This is a genomic window from Delftia sp. RIT313, from assembly GCF_000632165.1.
Lineage (GTDB): Bacteria > Pseudomonadota > Gammaproteobacteria > Burkholderiales > Burkholderiaceae_C > Comamonas > Comamonas acidovorans.
In genome coordinates this window covers 13038-30610 of record NZ_JFYT01000047.1, presented here as the reverse complement: position 1 = coordinate 30610, position 17573 = coordinate 13038, and the positions used below count along the sequence as shown (strand labels likewise).

Below are 17573 nucleotides of genomic sequence, written 5' to 3'. Positions count from 1 at the left end.
TTCGATACGATGTATATTATGTTAAATCACAAACGCAAATGACGGCCTGAAAACCAAGGCAAGGCACTCCTCCAGTGCCTTGCCTGCTTCGTTTTCAGCTGTTCAAGACGGTTTCCAGGCCTTCAAGCTCCTGCTTCAGCAAAAGCGCGGTTTCCTGTGGCTCGAACTGGCGCTGCAGCAGCGGGATGGTGAAGACGTAGCATGCATCGTGCACGCCGTGCGTTTCATCGCGGCGCAGGACGTAGGCCAGTTGCAGGCGCGCCAGGGACCGGCGCAAGGCCTGGGCCTGGCCGGTGGCGCCGTGGGACTGGACCAGGGCGTCGAGTGCGGTCAGGCTGGTCTGTCCTTGCTGGGCCGTGTGATAGACGGCGATGCGGTCCAGGCGGCAGGCCTGTTCGTCGGTGCTCAAGCGGCCCCATCCCACCAGCGCGTCCTGCACGGGCTGGGATGCCATGGCCTGGCGCAGGTGGCGTTCTTCGATGACGCGTTCGTCGGGTCCCAGGGCTTCCAGGCATTCCTGGCAGAGGATGGCGACCAGGTTGGCGCGCCTGCCGCTGGCCTCTATCAGCCGCTCGGCCAGAGCGTCGTTGGCAAAGCCCAGGCGCAGCCTGCGCAGCGGTTCGGTGGCCAGGGCGTGGCATGCCGCTGGCTCCAATCCCCCAATGGCCAGGATTTCGCCGAAGTTGCGCAGCGGCGACTGGTAGTCGAGCAGCGCTGCCGCGTACAGATCCCAGAATCCCGCCAGCATGAACCAGCAACGGCCCTCCTCGCTCAGCGCGCGCAAGGCGCTGAGCTGGGGGTAGCCATTGCGGGCTTCGTCGCGGAAGAACAGGTCGGCCTCGTCGATCAGCAGGTACAGCCGCCTGCCCTGCGACTGCTTTTGCAGGTGTTCGATGATGGCCTCCAGCGGTGTTTCCACGGGAAGGCCGAACTGCGTGGCCAGGCGCGGCGTGAGGCGGTGGTCGCGCAGCGAGATGTAGTGGCAGGCGATGGCCGGATGCTCCTGCAGCCGCCGCTGCACGGCCTTGAGCAGGCTGCTTTTGCCGAGCTGGCGTCCTCCCACGACCAGGTAGTTGGCCGGTTCGCGGTTGAGCACGCGGGCCAGCAGGCGCTCGCGGCCAAAGAAAACGTCCTCGCGCGTCACGCCGCCGCGCGTCTGGTAGGGCGATATGCGTGTGACCTGCAACTGCGTGGCCAGCAGCCGCAGCAGCACCTGGTCTGGAGCGCCGCCCAGCAGCCATTCGGTCTGTCCCGGGCTGTCCAGCAGCACGTGCAGGTTGGCGCGGTCCTGGGCATGGCGCTGCAGCAGCGGCATGGGCGACTGTGGATGGTGCGGGCTCACGATGAGCACCACATCGCCGCCGGTTTGCAGCAGGCGCAGCTGGCGCACGAGTTCGCCCTCTTCCAGCTCCGCCGGGGGCGCATAGACCAGGCAGCGGCCCAGGGCGATGGGCAGCTCGGGTGGCAGCGTCCACTCGAACATGTCGCCGGGCACGGGCCACTCGCCTTGCGCCGGTTTGCAGACGGCGGACAGGCGTTCGGCCAGGGCCCGCACGCGGGCGCCTGGGCTTGCGCCGGCAAGGCGCAGGGCGCGCTGCCAGTCCGGCGGGCGTATGCCTGCAGCGCGCAGGACGGCGGAACGGCGGCCGGTGAGCCGCAGCAGCCGGTCCAGCTGGGGCAGATGCTGGTAGGGCTTGCGGCGCAGGCGCTCGGGCTTGAGCTGTGCCGGGCCTATCAGCGGATGGCGCACCATCCACAGCAGGGCCAGGCAGCCAAAGACCAGTGCGCTGGTCCAGATAACGCTGCGCAGCCATCCAAAGGGTTCATGCTCGGGCTGGCCCGGCGAGGGGCTGCAGTTCAGCGGCAGGTAGCGCGGCGGAGTCGGAGGCAGGCCGCCCTGGCAGCTCCAGTCCCAGCGTTGCCTGTCCAGTTGCAGCAGGACCTGGGTTCCGGCGAGCACGCCCATCTGGCTGTCGCGCACCACGTCCGCCTGCAGCACGAAGGGCCTGGGCGAGCTCATGCGCACGCGCGGTTCGGCAATGTCCGGCGCCACGCTGGCCAGGTCCTGCGGCCAGCTTTCATGCTGGCGCACATAGTCCATCAGGGCCAGGCGCCACAGGATGATTTCGTTCCAGACCCGGCCCGAGCTTTCCGCGCCCTGCAGGCTGCTGCGGGTGACGGGGTTGTAGCGGGGCAGCAGGATGGCCGTGCCGATGAACAGCGTGACCAAGGCGAGCAGCGCGGCGCGCCACCAGGATCTGGGCAGTTGCACAAGCCGGCCCAGGCCGCTCATGCCTGCAGCACCGCCACGGCGGCTTCGCGGGCAATGTCGCAGCGCCAGTGCAGATGGGCGCCCTCACCTGCTCCGCGCACCTGCAGCAGATTGCCCCAGAACAGGCGCCGCAGCACGGCATCCTGCAGATAGGGGCGTGCACGGCCCAGCGATGCCGCATCCACCAGCCCGCGCAGTTGCTCGCGCGTGGCAGGTTCCTGCGCCAGGGGCAGCAAGGTCTGCCACAGGCGCGCACTGGCCACCAGATGGGCGCGCAGCAGGGGCGAGTGCACGGAAGCGACGCCCACGCCCTGCTCCACCAGCCATTGCAGCGCTTCCTCGAAAAGCGCGGGATGCCCGCCCGTCAGCGCCTGCAATGCCTCGATGACCTCGGCCGGCCAGGCCGTGCCGGGCCAGCGCTGGCGCGCCATCAGGGCCAGGTCTTCCAGCGTGGGATCGGGCCAGTGGGCCACCTGGCCGATGTTGAGCAGCGACAGGTCACCGCTGCGGTACTTGAGGTCGGCCAGGGCCTCGCTGCCGCACAGCAGCAAGTGCAGGCGGCCGCTGTGCATTTCGCTGAGGCTGCGCAGAATGCCGGCCAGTGTCTCGCGCAGCTGCGCCGTGCCCTGCTCGAAGCGGCTGACCAGGCAGAACAGCCGGCCGCCGGCCAGCAGGCGCTTTTCCAGCAGGGCCTCGAATTCGTAGTCCGAGCCCACTTCGCCCAGCCCGCATTGCCGGCCCAGGGCCGCAAAATAGTCGGCCGCAGCCGTGCTCACGCTGTAGGGCGGCTGGATGTGCAACACCGCCTCGGCGCCATACTGGGCGCGGGCGCGCAGCAGCAGTTCCTGGCGAAACGGGGGCTGCCCCCAGTGCGCGGGCGACAGCAGCATGGTGATGGCATAGGGCCGGGCCTGGGCCAGCTGGGCGAAAAGCCGGTCCATGAAGCCTGCAAAAGGCTGGGCGCCAGCGGCGGCGGCCTGCAGCGGAAACTCCGTGGCAAAGCCAGCGGCGGAGAACAGGCGATTGGTCTCCGCCTCCGTCAGGCGCAGGTACTGGGCGCAGGCGGCCAGCCGGTCGCGCGAGCGCGGATTGGGCAGGGAAACCCCATTCCTCCAGTTGTTGACGGCTTCCCGGCTCAGCCCGATCTCGGTGGCCACGCCCGAGGCGCTGGCGCGGATGCGGCGCATGTACAGCCCCAGCAAATGGCCGAAATCCTCGTGAACGCCTGGTGCCACGGCAGCACCCTGTTCAATGGCGGTGGGCTGCATCAGCGACGGCTCCGCTCAGGAAAACAGCGCCTGCTGGCGCAGATCCACCCTGCCGGGGCCATGGTCCGTATCCTCATCCTGTTCACCCTCTCCTGGGATTCAGCTGGTCTTGTGCAATTTGTTTCATTTTGCCGAGCGCGGATTGTCTCAGGATGCGGCATCGCCGCCACCCTGCCCCGCAAACTCCCGTCGCGCGCCGGCCATGCGGTACAGAGGCAGCACCACCGCCAGCACCAATCCCAAAGCCGGCCAGAGCCACAGTCCCTTGCCTCTGAAGGCCAGGGCCGCAATCACGGTGAAGGCCACGGCCTCGCACAGCCCGCGAAAGCCGGCCCGCAGCATGAACAGCCCCACGATGCCCTGCACGGGCGATACGCCGCTCTTGCGCAGGCTGGCCATGGTGTCCAGCAGGGCCTGCACGGATTCCTGGGCCTGGCGGTCACGCTCCTGGTCCCGCTCGCGCAGCCGGGTGATGGTCATGGGCTGGGCCGGATTGGTGAGAGCGGTGCCGTCGGCGCCCTCTTCCTGGCCGGGCTGCGGATAGACCTCGCCATCCGTATCGACCAGCACCTGGCGCTCCGGGTATCGGGACAGCCAGGCGTGGTGGCTGACCCATTGGCCGGCATCGAAGTGGTAGCGCTCGCTCTCGCCCACCTGGTCGTAGAAGACATGCAGCACCGCCGCCTGCAGGCCGTGCTGGAACAGCGTCTCCAGCAATCGCCAGGGCATGCCGGCCGTGGTGCGGGTGTCGAAGCCCAGTTCCAGGTGCTGGGGGTGGCCCAGGGCGCTGGCATTGGCCCAGTCGTCATCCCACAGCGCGGACCGGTCCAGGGCGGGGTCCAGCTCATGGATCCAGCGCTCGGCCTGCTCCCAGGACTGCCGGGCCAGGTACTGGCAGATCAGTTGCACGCGGCGCAGCTGCAGGGGCGTATCGAAGAAAAGATAGAGGTGATGGACGTTGCTGGACATGGCGGGCCTGAGGCGTTTGCAGGAATGCCTCGATTGTTCAATTGCAGCCGCCAGCCGGCCCTCCCAGGCCTGTCCAGCACGCGGCTGGCAGGTGCTTCCACCGGTTGACATTCTGTCCACTGCAAGAAGCGGGATGCAGGCGCTGCGGCGGCGCCCTAGACTGCGGCAATTGCCCACAGCGCCCATATTGCCAACCGCGCCCATACCGCCAACCCCGCCCGCCATGCTCAACCTCGGTCTTTTCGACAACGAAGCTTGCGAATCCGCCCCGCCCTGCCACTGGACGCAGATGGAGCACCAGCTCGATGAGCAAGGCTGTGCGCGCCTGCCCGGCCTGCTGGATGCGCAGCAGTGCCGCGACCTGGCCGCTCTTTACGCAAGGGAGGACGGCTTTCGCTCCCGCATCGTCATGGCACGCCACGGTTTCGGGCGCGGCGAGTACCAATATTTCGACTACCCCTTGCCACCGCTGCTGCAACGCCTGCGCGAGCAGCTGTATCTGCGCCTGGCGCCGGTGGCCAATCTCTGGAACCAGCGCATGGGGCTGGAGGTGCGCTATCCGGACCGGCTGCAGGACTTCCTGGCGCGCTGCCACGCGCAGGGCCAGTTGCGGCCCACGCCGCTCATCCTTCAATACGGTGCGGGCGACTACAACTGCCTGCACCAGGACGTCTATGGAGAGCATGTGTTTCCGCTGCAGGTGGTGCTGCTGCTGTCGCGGCCCGGGCGGGACTTCACGGGTGGCGAGTTCGTCATCACCCAGGCCGATGGCGACCGGCAGCGGGCCGATGTGATGGCACTGGACCAGGGCGATGCGCTGGTCCTGGCCGTGCGCCACCGGCCCGTGCCCGGGCGGCGCACCGGCTACCGCCGCGTGGCAATGCGCCATGGGGTCAGCCGCATCCACAGCGGCCATCGCCATACCGTGGGGCTGATCTTTCATGACGCACTTTGATGGATGGCCGGTATGAGCACGCTGGATCTTTTCGCCGATGAACAGCCCAACGGGGCCGAATCCATAGGTCCGCAATCCGTGGTGCTGCGCGGCCATGCCCTGCCCCATGCCGCGCAGTTGCTGGATGCGGTCGAAGGCATTGCGGCGCAGGCGCCGCTGCGCCATCTGGTCACGCCGGGCGGCTTCACCATGTCGGTGGCCATGACCAACTGCGGCGCGCTGGGCTGGACCAGCGACAGGCGCGGCTACCGCTACAGCGCCATCGACCCACTCAGCGGCCAGCCCTGGCCCGCCATGCCGGTCGTGTTTGTCCGGCTGGCGGGCGAGGCGGCCGCTGCGGCGGGGTTCGAAGGCTTTGTGCCCGATGCCTGCCTCATCAACCAGTACCTGCCCGGCACCCGGCTTTCCCTGCACCAGGACCGCGACGAACGCGACCTGGGCGCGCCCATTGTCTCGGTGTCCCTGGGCATGCCGGCCACGTTTCTGTTTGGAGGACTGGCGCGCGCGGACAGCACGGCCAGGGTGCCGCTGCAGCATGGCGACGTGGTGGTCTGGGGCGGCGTGGATCGGCTGCGCCACCACGGCGTGTTGCCGCTCAAGGACCAGCCCCACCCGCTGCTGGGCGGGCGGCGCATCAATCTCACTTTTCGCAAGGCGGGCTGAATGGTTGGACGGTCTGAAATGGACAGGCTCAACAGCCAGGATCGCTTCGCCCGCCTGGATTGGGCGCGGATTGCCGCTGAGCTCGATGCCGAAGGCCATGCCCTGCTGCCGCAGCTGCTGACTGCGGATGAAAGCCGCGCCGTGGCCCGCGAGGCGGCAGCCGCGTCTGGCCTGCCGCCCTGCGTGCAGGCATGGCGCCCGGTGCTGTACGGGCATCTGCTGGCCCTGGCCAACCGCTGGCGCGAACACATGGGCTTGCAGCCTGAGTTGCCAGGCTGCTTCGAGGATTTCATGCGTCCGGGCCGACAAGCAGGCCAAACGCAGCCACAGCCACATCTGCTGCGCGTGCCGCAAGCGGGCCATGCCCCTCTGCGTTCATACAGCGAAGGTGCGGCGGTGTTTCCGCTGCAGCTGGTGCTGCTGCTGTCCCGGCCGGGCCAGGATTTCGAGGGCGGCGAATTCGTGATGACCGAGCAGCGCCCGCGCATGCAATCGCGCCCCATGGTGCTGCCGCTGGGCCTGGGGGATGCGGCCATCATCGCCACGGGGCCGCGCCCGGTGCGCGGTGCGGCGGGCTTTTACCGCGTGCATCTGCGGCATGCCATCAGCCGCGTTCACCGTGGCGAGTGGCTGGGTCTGGAGCTGCTTTTGCACGACGTGCCCCAGGCGCCAAAGGCTATGAAAACAGACCGCTGGCTATAATGCCGCGCCTGCAAAGGCATCCGTGCAACAGGTGTCCGCATGCCAGCCATGGGGATGAAACGGGAACAAGGTGACTGCCAGCAAATGCTTTTTGCGCTGCCGGCACAGGCCTTGGCTGCCCCCGCAACGGTAAACAAGTCAAGGCGCTCCATGCCTGTCCCGCCAGTCTCCGCAACCCTGCGGAGGGGCGATGACAGGCTGTCACTGGTTCATGGCGTGGTCTGCAACATGCAGCTTTTCGCGGGTGGATTGGGAAGACGGGGCGCTGGGCGGAAGGCATGTCCTTGCGCCGCTTGTGAGCCCGGAGACCGGCCTGCTGCGTTTCGCGCCTGCTGTGCAGGCGTTTTCTTGACTGTCTGCGGGGTGCGGATGGCAACGTCCTGCGCCCTTTCCTCCCACGCTGGCTGGAGAGGTGGCAGTGCCTTGCTTTCGCATCAGACGGTCGAAGACCGATGTTCGAAATGCATTCTTCCTTTTCCAGGGTTTCCAGCGCTCGCGCTGCCCAGTCCCTTTCCGTGCGGCTGAGCCCGCTGGCCCTGGCCTGCGCCTTCATCTGCCTGCCGGCGCAGGCTCAAACCCAAACGCCCACGCCCACGCCAACGCCCCCATCAACCGCCCTGCCCGAGGTCCAGGTCACCGGCCAGGCCGAACGCATCGGCCAGCAACTGGCCCAGCCTGCGCGCTCTGCCAGCCATACCGGCGTCTCCAACCAGGAAGTGCCGGCCAGCGTGGACGGCGTCTCTGCCGAGCAGATGCAGGAGCGCGGCGACTACGCCCTGGTGGACGCCGTCACGCGCACCGTGGGCCTGACCTCCAGCAGCACGCCGGGCAACGGCGGCCTGTCCTTCAGCAGCCGCGGCTTTGCGGGTGTCAATTCCGTGGGCGTGGCCGAAGACGGCATGGTGCTGGGCGTGGCCGCCGGCACCACGGCCTATCCGGGTGACAGCTGGGGCTACGAGCGCATCGACGTGCTGCGTGGACCGGCCTCGCTGATGTATGGCAGCGGCACCATGGGCGCCACGGTCAACGCCATCCGCAAGCAGCCCAGCCGCACCAGCTCGGCCGAGGTGCTGGTGGGTGCGGGCACGGACGACACGCTGCGCCTGGGCCTGGGCGTGACCGGCGCCCTGGGCGCCTATGCCAGCTACCGCATCGACAGCTACACCGCGCGCAGCGCGGGCGAGCGCGATCTGGACCAGTCGCGCAACGGCAAGTTCATGAGCACGCTGCGCTTGGAGCCCACGAGCGACCTGCAGATCGACCTGATTGCCGACCGCAGCGTGCAAAAGCCCAGCCGCTACTGGGGCACGCCGGGCCTGGACGGCAAGGTGGTGGAGTCGCTGCGCGACCGCAACTACAACGCCGAAGACAGCGTGCTGCGCTATGCCGACGAGCGCCTGCGCGCCAAGGTGCAATGGAAGGCCAATGACTGGCTGACGGTGCGCAACGAGCTGTACCACGTGAAGTCCGACCGCCACTGGCGCAACATCGAGGCCTACGCGCTCAACCCCGCCACCTGGACCGTGGGCCGCTCCGACTACCTGGAAATCCTGCACGACCTGGAGCAGACCGGCAACCGCCTGGGCCTGAACGTGGACCGGGGCTCGCACAAGATCGCCATGGGCTGGGAGGCCGCGCGCATCAACCTGCGGCTGTCCAACAATTCGCCCTATGGCGGCTCGTCCACGGTCTCGGCCTGGGATCCCGTGCATGGCAGCTGGGCCAGCCCCGATCTCACCGCCGCCAAGACAGAAACCGGCGTGACCCAGCATGCCCTGTACCTGGAAGATGCCTGGCGCATCAGCAACCGCTGGCTGGCCATGGCCGGCCTGCGCCGCGATGTCTACGACTTTGCCAGCCACTCGCTGGTGGGCGGCACGGATTTCAACAAGACGCTGGCCGCCACCTCCTGGCGCCTGGGCCTGACCTATGAGTTAGCCCGCAACACCCATGTCTATGGGCAGATCAACTCGGGACACGATCCCGTCAACAGCCTGGTGTCGCTGAACCTGGCCAACACGGCTTACAAGCTGAGCAAGGGCCGCCAGGCCGAGATCGGCATCAAGCAGCAAGTGGCTGGCGGGCGCGGCGAATGGACGCTGGCTGTGTTCGACATCAAGAAGGACGACATCATCACGCGCGACCCCGACCGCCCGGCCATCTCCATCCAGGGCGGCAGCCAGTCCTCGCGCGGGGCCGAGGTCACCGCCACCTTCCAGGCCACGCCCGCCCTGCGCGTGGAGGGCAATCTGTCCTATGTGGACGCCCAGTTCGACAAGCTCATCGAGGCTGGCGGCAACCGCGCAGGCAACCGTCCGCAGAACGTGGCCAAGACCACGGCCAACCTCTGGGGCCACTACCGCGTGGGCGCCTGGCAAGCCTCGCTGGGCCTGCGCTACGTGGGTGACCGCTTTGGCAACAACGCCAATACCGTGAACCTGCCCGCCTACACCGTGGCCGACGCCGCGCTGAGCTGGCAGGTGGACCCGCGCACCACCCTGAGCCTGATCGGCCGCAACCTGGCCGACAGGGTCTATGTGGGATCGAGCTACGGCAGCCAGTTCCTGGTCGGGCAAGGCCGCCGCTTCGAGATCGCGGCCCATATCCGGTTCTGATGGCCATGGCGCGCTCCAAAAGCCTCCACGGTCTCCACGGCCTGTGCGCTGGCGCCCTGGCGGCCACCCTGCTGCTGGCCGGCTGCTCGCGCAGCGATTCCGGCACCACCAGTGAACTGCCGGCACCGGCTGCCGCACCGCAGGCGGCCGTGACCGTCAATGTCTGCGGCAGCCCCGTGACCTACGCCAGCGCACCGCTGCGCGCCGTGACCCATGACGTGAACATCACCGAGATGTTCCTCTTTCTGGGCCTGGGCGACCGGCTGGTGGGCTACAGCGGTATCACGCAGGCCAAGCAGATCGACCCGGCCTTCCAGGCCCAGCTGGCCCGCGTGCCGCGGCTGGCCGAGCGCGAGATGAACCTGGAGGCCATCCTGGGCGCCTCGGCCGACTTCGTCTTCGGAGGCTGGAGCTACGGTTTTCGCCAGGGCCAGGTCACGCCCGAGGTGCTGCAGCGCCACGGCATTGCCTCGTATGTGCTGTCCGAATCGTGCATCCGCGTGGGGCCGCGCAGCCAGGTGGCGCTGGAAGACGGCCTGACCGACCTGCGCAACCTGGGCCGCATCTTCCGCATCGACGCCCATGCCGAGCAACTGGCGCAGGGGCTGGAGCGCGACCTGAAGGACCTGCGCGAGCGCATGCAGGGCGTGCGGCAGCGGCCTTCGGTCTTCGTCTACGACAGCGGCCAGGACATCCCCGTGACCGTGGGCCGCTACGGCATGCCGCAGGCCATGATCGAGGAAGCGGGCGGGCGCAACATCTTCGACGACATTCCCAGCAACTGGCCTGCAGGCAACTGGGAGGACGTGGTGCAGCGCAACCCGCAGTGGATCGTCATCATCGACTACGGCCAGCCCCATGCCCAGGGCAAGATCGACTTCCTGCTGGCCAAGCCCGAGCTGGCCGGCGTCGATGCCATCCGCGAAAAGCGGTTCTTCGTGATGACCTATGCCGAGGCCACGCCCGGCCCGCGCAACATTGCGCGGACCCGCGCCCTGGCGCAGGCCCTGCACCCCGACCGCATGCCGGCGCCCAGCCATGCGGCCAACTGATTCTCGCTGGCCCAGGCGCCCTGGCGCCGCCCGCCTCTGGTGCCTGCTGCTGTTCGCGGCCCTGTTGCTGGTGATGACGCTGGCCATCACCTGGGGGCCCGTGGACATGCCGGCCAGCACGGTCTGGCGCATTGCCTGGAGCCGGCTGCTGCAGGTGCTGGGCATGCAGCCGCCGCCACTGGAGGGCATCACGCCGCAGCACCAGCAGATCGTTTGGCTGATCCGCATGCCGCGCGTGCTGCTGGCGGCCCTGGTGGGCGCGGGGCTTGCCGTGGTGGGCACCATCATGCAGGCCATGGTGCGCAATCCGCTGGCCGATCCCTATCTGCTGGGCGTGTCCTCTGGTGCGTCGGTGGGCGCCGTGGCCGTGCTGGCCTTCGGTGCGCTGGCCTCGGCCGGCATGTACGCCCTCACGGCCGGGGCCTTTGCCGGGGCGCTGGCGGCCACCGTCGCCGTCTACCTGCTGGCGCGCTCCCAGGGCCGCATTCATGCCACGCGGCTGATCCTGGGTGGTGTGGCCATCGGCTATGTGCTGGCAGGCGTGACCAGCCTGATCACCCTGTCATCGGGCCAGCGTGACCTGGCCAATGCCCTGCTGACCTGGACGCTGGGCAGCCTGGCCGGCACGCAGTGGGAGGAACTGGGCATTCCCGCCGCCGTGCTGGCTGCGGGAATGCTCTGGCTGGGGCTGCAGACGCGCCCGCTCAACGCCCTGCTGGCCGGTGACGAGGCCGCCGCCACGCTGGGCGTGGACACGGCACGGCTGCGGCGCGCACTGTTCCTGGCGGTGTCGCTGCTCACGGGCACCATGGTGGCGGTCAGCGGCGCCATCGGCTTTGTGGGGCTGATCGTGCCGCACGCCGCGCGCATGCTGGTGGGCACGGACCACCGGCGCGTGCTGCCCGTGGCCGCCCTTGCCGGCGCCCTGCTGCTGGTGCTGGTGGATCTTGTCGCGCGCACGGCCTTTGCGCCCATGGAACTGCCCGTGGGCGTGATCACCTCGCTGATCGGCGGACCCTTCTTCGTCTGGATGCTGGTGCGCCAGCCGGTGCAGGGAGGGCGCGGCCCATGAAGCTGCAAGCCCAGGACCTGTGCTGGAGTGCCGATGCCCGGCGTGCCGACGCCCGGCGCATCGTGGACCAGGCCAGCCTCGCCCTGCACAGCGGCGAATGCGTGGGGCTCATCGGCCCCAACGGCAGCGGCAAATCCACCCTGCTGCGCATGCTCTACCGCGTGTTGCGGCCCGACGCAGGCTGCGTGCTGCTGAACCAGCGCGACATCCGGGACATGACGGCGCGCGAGTTCGCGGCCCAGGTCTCGGTCCTGGCGCAGGAGGCGCCGCAGAGCTTTGACTTCACCGTGCGCGAAGCCGTGATGATGGGCCGCATCCCCCACCAGTCCCCCTGGGCGCGCGACAGCGCCGAGGACCTCGCCTGCATGCGGCAGGCGCTGGCCCAGGTGAATGCCCTGGCGCTGGAGGAGCGGCGTTTCTCCAGCCTGTCCGGCGGCGAGAAGCAGCGCGTGCTCGTGGCCCGGGCGCTGGCCCAGCAGCCACGGCTGATGCTGCTGGACGAGCCGACCAACCACCTGGACATACGCCATCAACTGGAGTTGATGTCACTGGTCCGGCGCCTGCAGATCAGCAGCATCGTCGCCCTGCACGACCTCAACATCGCCGCCCACTACTGCGACCGTCTCTATCTCATGGAACAAGGCCGCATCGTTGCCCATGGCACACCGGCCCAGGTACTGACCCCGGCCACCATCGGCCAGGTCTACGGCGTGGCTGCCGAGGTGGACATCCATGCCGCCACCGGCCGGCTGCGCATCAGCTTCATTCCCGATGAACTCCTCTGACACATCCCTCCCGCCCGGGCCCGACGCCGTGATCGTGCTGGGCCGTGGCGGCACGGGCGCAGCCTCGCGCCAAAGCCTCATCGAACTGGCCGATGCCTTGCGCCAGACGCTGGAGCCGGCCTGCAAGGTCGTCACATCCTTCGTGGACAAGGCCGCACCCTCGCTGCCCGAGGCGCTGCAGCAATGCCTGCCGGCCCGCTCCATCGTCGTGCTGCCCCTGTTCGCGCCCGACGAGCCTGCCTTGCTGCGCTGGCTGCACAAGCTGGCCATGCGCTGGCGCTCGCAGTTGCCGGACCAGGGCGTGCAGGTGCGGTTTGCCGACCATCTGCTGGGCGCCCCCGCCATGCCCGCGCTGCTGCTGTCTCAGATGGCGCAGGCCCTTCAGGCCCCCGACATTGCCGAGACCGCTGGCGACCAATGGCAGCACGATCCCCAGGCCTGGTCCCAGGTGCCGGACCACCAGCACCACGCCCTGGTCTGCACGGGACCGCGCTGCACCGCCCTGGGCGCCGTGGCCGTCTGGCAAAGCCTGGGCGAGGCCGTGCAGGCCAGCAGCGAACTGCGTGCCAGGCTGCGCCTGCGGCAGACCAGCTGCCAGTACCCCTGCAACCATGGCCCGCTGGCCATCGTCTATCCGGACGGCGTCTGGTACGGGCGGCTCACGGCCGAGAATGCCGCCGAAGTGATCGAAACCCATGTGCTCTCGCGGCAGGTCTGCGCGGAGCACCATGTGCACGGGCCTGTGGAGCTGGGGACGCGGGCTTCGTGATGTCTCAGGGCTGCGCCGTCTCCAGCTCCGCCAGCCTCACCGCCACAAAATCCCGCAACGCACGCACCAGCGGCGTGAACTGCCTGCGGCTGGGGGCGACCAGGAACAGCGGCACGCACTCGGTCGTCCAGTCGGTGCACAGCGCAAGAAGGCGGCCCTGGGCCAGGTCCTCGGCCACGTCGAAATACGATTTGTAGGCAATCCCCCGCCCGGCCACGGCCCAGCGCCGCACGGCATCTCCGTCATTGGCCACATTGCGGCCGCGCACCCGCACATGGACCGGCTCAGGTACGGCAGTCCCCTGCCCTGCCGGCCAGAAGCTCCAGCGGTCGTGCACTTCCTCGCCCAGCATGAAGCACAGGCAGTCATGTCCGGCCAGGTCGTGGGGGGTGGCGGGAGCGCCGCGCTGCTGCAGATAGGAGGGCGCGGCGCAAAGCACGCGGCGGTGCGTGTCCGACAGCGGCAAGGCCACCAAGCTGGAATCCTGCGGCCTGCCATAGCGAAAAGCCGCATCCACAGGCTCGCTGTAGACATTGGCAGCGCGGTCGGACAGGTGCAGGCGCAGATCCACGCCTGCATGCTGGCTCTGGAACTCGTCCAGCCAGGGCATAAGCACGTTGCGGCCCAGGTCGGAGGGGGCGGCCAGTTGCAGCGTGCCGCGCAAAGCGGCCTGGCCGCCAGCCAACTGGTCGCGCACCTGGCGCAGGCCGGCCAGCGCGGGGCGGCAGTGCTCCAGAAACAGCTCGCCCTCCTGCGTGAGCCGCAGGCTGCGCGTGGAGCGCACGAACAGGGTCACGCCCAGCTCTGCCTCCAGCCGCTTGAGCGCTGCGCTGGCCGCAGCCGGGGTCAGGTCCAGGGCACGCGCAGTGGCCGACAGGCTGCCGCTGTCTGCGGTGCGCACGAAGATATCCAGGTCTTGCAGGCTTTTCATGGGCATTCGCCAGGCTTTGATTTTCAAAAACTATTTGAAGCTTAGTCCAACGAGAAAGCCATTTGTCGTGCTTGCGCCAACTGGGCGCACGGCCTGGGATGGAAGCCGGCTTCCATCCTTTGGCAGCGGATCTTGGCGCCGCGGCAACCGTAGTATGGTTGCCGCCATGCAGCTCAAACATTTCGCCGGTGCCCTGGCTGGCAGCCTTGTGTTCGCCACAGCCACGGCAGGGGTCACCGCAGCCAAGACCCCCTCCTATCCCGATGCCGATGCCAGCGACCCCGCAAAGCTGGGCTGGATGGTGGGCTCGCCGCCACCGCCGGACCGGATGCTGCGCTTCGACGATGGCTCCTATTTCCAGTTTCCCGCCATGCGCTGGAGCGTCTCGCACTTTCGCCAGCTCATGCCAACGGTGAATGTGTCGCGCGGCCTGGCGCCTGCGGCGCCGCTGGCCCAGGCGCTGCGCGAAGACATCGACGAGCTGCGCTTCACACCCCTGGGTGCCAGCCAGCCCATGACTTGGCGCGATTCGCTCAAGGCCAACTACACCGATGGCATCGTGGTGCTGCACAAGGGCCGCGTGATCTATGAGCGCTACTTCGGCGTGCTCAAACCCGAAGGCCAGCACGGCGCCATGTCGGTGACCAAGTCCTTCGTCGGCACGCTGGCGGCCATGCTGGCTGCCGAGGGGCAGCTCGACCCCTCGCGCCGCGTGTCGGAGTACGTGCCCGAGCTGGCGGCCTCGGCCTTCGGCAATGCCACGGTGCGCCAACTCATGGACATGACCACGGGCATACGCTTCAGCGAAGACTATGCGGACCCCCAGGCCGAGGTCTGGGCGCATGCAGCGGCCGGCAACCCGCTGCCCAAGGCCAAGGACTACACCGGCCCGCGCAGCTACTACGAATTCCTGCAGACCGTGAAGCCCGAAGGCGTGCACGGCAAGGCCTTCGGCTATCGCACGGCCAACACCGATGCCCTGGGCTGGGTGCTGGCGCGCGTGAGCGGCCAGTCCGTGGCCGAACTGCTGTCCGAGCGCATCTGGAGCCGCCTGGGCGCCGAGCAGGATGCCTACATGTCGGTGGACTCCACGGGCACGCCCTTTGCAGGCGGCGGCCTGAACCTAGGCCTGCGGGATCTGGCGCGCTTTGGCGAGATGCTGCGCAACCGGGGCCAGTTCAACGGCCAGCAGATCGTTCCCGCAGCCGCCGTGGACGATATCCGCCGGGGCGGCGATGCGGCGGCCTTTGCCAAGGCCGGCTACAAGCTGCTGCCGGGCTGGACCTACCGCAACATGTGGTGGGTCACGCACAACGCCCATGGCGCCTTCGCGGCGCGCGGCGTGCATGGCCAGACCGTCTACATCGATCCCAAGGCACAGATGGTGATTGCGCGCTTTGCCTCCCACCCGGTGGCTGGCAATGCGGCCAATGACCCGACCTCGCTGCCGGCCTACGAGGCGCTGGGCCGGCTGCTGGCGGGGGAACGCTGACAGTGCTGAAGCGCTGAAGGGGCGCGAATTTCCCGCATAGGCTTCGGCGGCCAGGGGGCACCGCCTGCAAGAATGCGTATTGTCAAGAAAATTTGCTAACGTATGTAGCATCTTCTTGCAATAAGTAATTCTTCTATGTTCCAGTCCCTGCGTGCGCGACTCATCGCGCTCAGCGTGGCCATCGTCACCGTGGCCATGCTGGCCCTGGCCATTGCCAACTTCCTCACGGTGCAGCGCCATGTGCTGTCCACCCTCGACGACCAGAGCCGCCAGCTCGTGAACGCCCAGGCCCAGGTGCTGGGCGAATGGGTGGCGACCAAGCGCCTGCTGACCCATACCCTGGCGCAGGCGGTCGATACGCCGGACCCGCGTGCCGTGGTCCAGGCGCTGCGCGATGGCGGCGGCTTCTCGGATGCCTACTTCGGCTACACCGACAAGCGCATGTTCTTCCTCAACGAGATGGCTGCCGACTACGACGTGACGGCCCGCCCCTGGTTCAGGCAGGCGTTGAAGGAAGGCCGCCCCATCGTGACGGCGCCCTATCTGTTTGTCTCTCCACCCGAAGTGGGCGTGACCTTTGCCGAGCCCGTGGGCCCGGCCGGCAATCCTGTCGCCGTGGTCGGCACCGACGTGCTGCTGACCACGGTGGTGCGCACCGTGGGCGCCATCCGGCCCACGCCGGGCAGCTTTGCCTTCTTGGTGGATGAGGCAGGCGCCATCGTCACCCATCCCGATCCGGCACTCACGCTCAAGCCCGTCTCCGCGCTCTCGCCCCAGTTGCGTGCCGACGCCATCCAGGCCCTGCCCAAGGCGGACTCCGGCATGCGCACGGCCGTCGGCGGCAAGGACTTCCTGCTTTACGGCCAGGGCGTGCCCGGCACGAACTGGCAACTGGTGGTGGCTGTGCAGCGCGACGAGGCGCTGTCCGCGCTGGGTTCGCTGCTCAAGGTGTCGGGCGCCATCGTTGCCATTTCGCTGATCCTGGCGATTGCGCTGCTGGGCGCCGTCATCGCCCGCGTCACGCGCCGGCTGGCCGTGGTGCGCGATGCGCTGGAAGACATCGCCTCGGGTGACGGCGATCTCACGCGCCGCCTGTCGGTGCAAGGCAACGACGAACTGACGCAGATCGCACGCGCGTTCAACCACTTCACCGACAAGATCGCCTCGGTGCTGGTGCGCATCCGGGAATCGTCCGAGACCGTGCGCCATGCCTCCACCGAAATCGCCAGCGGCAACCAGGACCTGTCGGCACGCACCGAGCAGCAGGCCAGCTCGCTGGAGGAAACGGCTGCCGCCATGGAGCAGCTCACGGCCACCGTGCAGCACAACGCCGAGAATGCGCGCCAGGCGCGGCAACTGGCCAGCAGCGCCTCGGACATCGCCACGCATGGCGGCACCGTGGTGGACCAGGTGGTCCGCACCATGGGCGGCATCGAGCAGTCCTCGCACCGCATCGCCGACATCATCGGCGTGATCGACTCCATTGCCTTCCAGACCAACATCCTGGCGCTGAACGCCGCCGTGGAAGCGGCCCGTGCCGGTGAGCAGGGCCGGGGCTTTGCCGTGGTGGCCTCCGAGGTGCGCACCCTGGCCCAGCGCAGCGCCACGGCCGCCAAGGAAATCAAGGCGCTGATCGATGACTCCGTGGGCCAGGTCGATGCCGGCAGCCGCTTGGTGCAGGACGCGGGCGCCACCATGGGCAAGGTGGTGGAAAGCGTGCAGCGCGTGACCGCCATCGTCACCGAGATCAGCAATGCCAGCCAGGAACAGAGCACGGGCATTGCCGAGATCGGGACCGCCGTCAGCCAGATGGACCAGTCCACCCAGCAGAACGCGGCCCTGGTCGAAGAGGCCACGGCCGCGGCGCAGTCGCTGCAGCAGCAGGCCGCGCAACTGGCGGACGTGGTGGCAGGCTTTCGGCTGGACAGCGAATCATCCCGGTCCAGAAGCATCGCCCTGCATAGGTGAAATCGGCGCCGCACGGCAGGCAACCCACCGCCGTGCCCCACCGCCCTGCCCCGGCGGCGC

Annotated in this window: 14 protein-coding genes and 1 riboswitch; of the genes, 10 read left to right on the top strand and 4 right to left on the bottom strand. The window is 68.4% G+C overall.

The genetic code is table 11. From position 1 onward, the window contains the following. Nucleotides 1–94: 94 nt before the first annotated feature. From BW39_RS13960 to BW39_RS13950, 3 genes are all read right to left on the bottom strand, one after another. The gene (locus BW39_RS13960; RefSeq protein WP_043822407.1) at nucleotides 95–2293 is read right to left on the bottom strand and encodes an AAA family ATPase; all 2199 of its coding nucleotides are present in this window, start codon (nucleotides 2291–2293) and stop codon (nucleotides 95–97) included. Further along, nucleotides 2290–3507, bottom strand: a complete 1218-nt coding sequence (locus BW39_RS13955; RefSeq protein ID WP_230355429.1) for a hypothetical protein — start codon at nucleotides 3505–3507, stop codon at nucleotides 2290–2292. Before BW39_RS13955 ends, BW39_RS13960 begins: the two co-directional genes overlap by 4 nt. A 180-nt stretch (nucleotides 3508–3687) precedes the next feature. After that, entirely contained in the window at nucleotides 3688–4509 is an 822-nt protein-coding gene (locus BW39_RS13950; RefSeq protein ID WP_043822404.1) for a hypothetical protein, read from the bottom strand. Nucleotides 4510–4732: 223 nt separating this feature from the next. On the opposite strand from BW39_RS13950, the gene BW39_RS13945 reads away from it, so the two are divergent. The 8 genes from BW39_RS13945 to BW39_RS13910 all read left to right on the top strand — a co-directional run bounded on the left by BW39_RS13945 (nucleotide 4733) and on the right by BW39_RS13910 (nucleotide 13122). Next, nucleotides 4733–5464: a 2OG-Fe(II) oxygenase gene (locus tag BW39_RS13945; protein WP_043822401.1), complete on the top strand. Its 732-nt coding sequence runs from the start codon at nucleotides 4733–4735 to the stop codon at nucleotides 5462–5464. Between the two features lie 12 nt (nucleotides 5465–5476). Next, nucleotides 5477–6127: a DNA oxidative demethylase AlkB gene (alkB, locus tag BW39_RS13940; RefSeq protein ID WP_043822399.1), complete on the top strand. Its 651-nt coding sequence runs from the start codon at nucleotides 5477–5479 to the stop codon at nucleotides 6125–6127. 18 nt (nucleotides 6128–6145) lie between these two features. Further along, nucleotides 6146–6829, top strand: a complete 684-nt coding sequence (locus tag BW39_RS13935; protein ID WP_043822398.1) for a 2OG-Fe(II) oxygenase — start codon at nucleotides 6146–6148, stop codon at nucleotides 6827–6829. Nucleotides 6830–6841: 12 nt separating this feature from the next. Continuing rightward, nucleotides 6842–7160: riboswitch (cobalamin riboswitch) on the top strand. Between the two features lie 121 nt (nucleotides 7161–7281). Further along, nucleotides 7282–9444, top strand: coding sequence for a TonB-dependent receptor (locus BW39_RS13930; protein WP_043822396.1), 2163 nt, complete (start codon nucleotides 7282–7284; stop codon nucleotides 9442–9444). Beyond that, nucleotides 9444–10496 carry an ABC transporter substrate-binding protein gene (locus BW39_RS13925; protein WP_043822394.1) on the top strand — a complete coding sequence of 351 codons (1053 nt, stop codon included), beginning with the start codon at nucleotides 9444–9446 and terminating at the stop codon, nucleotides 10494–10496. Before BW39_RS13930 ends, BW39_RS13925 begins: the two co-directional genes overlap by 1 nt. Beyond that, the gene (locus tag BW39_RS13920) at nucleotides 10483–11568 is read left to right on the top strand and encodes a FecCD family ABC transporter permease (RefSeq protein WP_043822392.1); all 1086 of its coding nucleotides are present in this window, start codon (nucleotides 10483–10485) and stop codon (nucleotides 11566–11568) included. The genes BW39_RS13925 and BW39_RS13920 overlap by 14 nt, the downstream gene beginning before the upstream one ends. Next, complete coding sequence (locus BW39_RS13915) at nucleotides 11565–12353, top strand: ABC transporter ATP-binding protein (RefSeq protein ID WP_043822390.1); 789 nt, start codon at nucleotides 11565–11567, stop codon at nucleotides 12351–12353. The genes BW39_RS13920 and BW39_RS13915 overlap by 4 nt, the downstream gene beginning before the upstream one ends. Further along, nucleotides 12340–13122, top strand: coding sequence for a (2Fe-2S) ferredoxin domain-containing protein (locus BW39_RS13910; protein WP_235264203.1), 783 nt, complete (start codon nucleotides 12340–12342; stop codon nucleotides 13120–13122). Before BW39_RS13915 ends, BW39_RS13910 begins: the two co-directional genes overlap by 14 nt. Before the next feature lie 4 nt (nucleotides 13123–13126). Here the strand turns inward: BW39_RS13910 and BW39_RS13905 are convergent, their stop codons facing one another. Further along, nucleotides 13127–14053: a LysR family transcriptional regulator gene (locus BW39_RS13905; protein ID WP_200871515.1), complete on the bottom strand. Its 927-nt coding sequence runs from the start codon at nucleotides 14051–14053 to the stop codon at nucleotides 13127–13129. Between the two features lie 166 nt (nucleotides 14054–14219). On the opposite strand from BW39_RS13905, the gene BW39_RS13900 reads away from it, so the two are divergent. Both BW39_RS13900 and BW39_RS13895 read left to right on the top strand, forming a co-directional pair. Further along, a complete protein-coding gene (locus tag BW39_RS13900; RefSeq protein ID WP_180319546.1) occupies nucleotides 14220–15545 on the top strand; it encodes a serine hydrolase domain-containing protein in 1326 nt (441 codons plus the stop codon). 135 nt (nucleotides 15546–15680) lie between these two features. Continuing rightward, complete coding sequence (locus BW39_RS13895) at nucleotides 15681–17513, top strand: methyl-accepting chemotaxis protein (RefSeq protein ID WP_043822383.1); 1833 nt, start codon at nucleotides 15681–15683, stop codon at nucleotides 17511–17513. The last annotated feature ends 60 nt before the right edge of the window (nucleotides 17514–17573 follow it).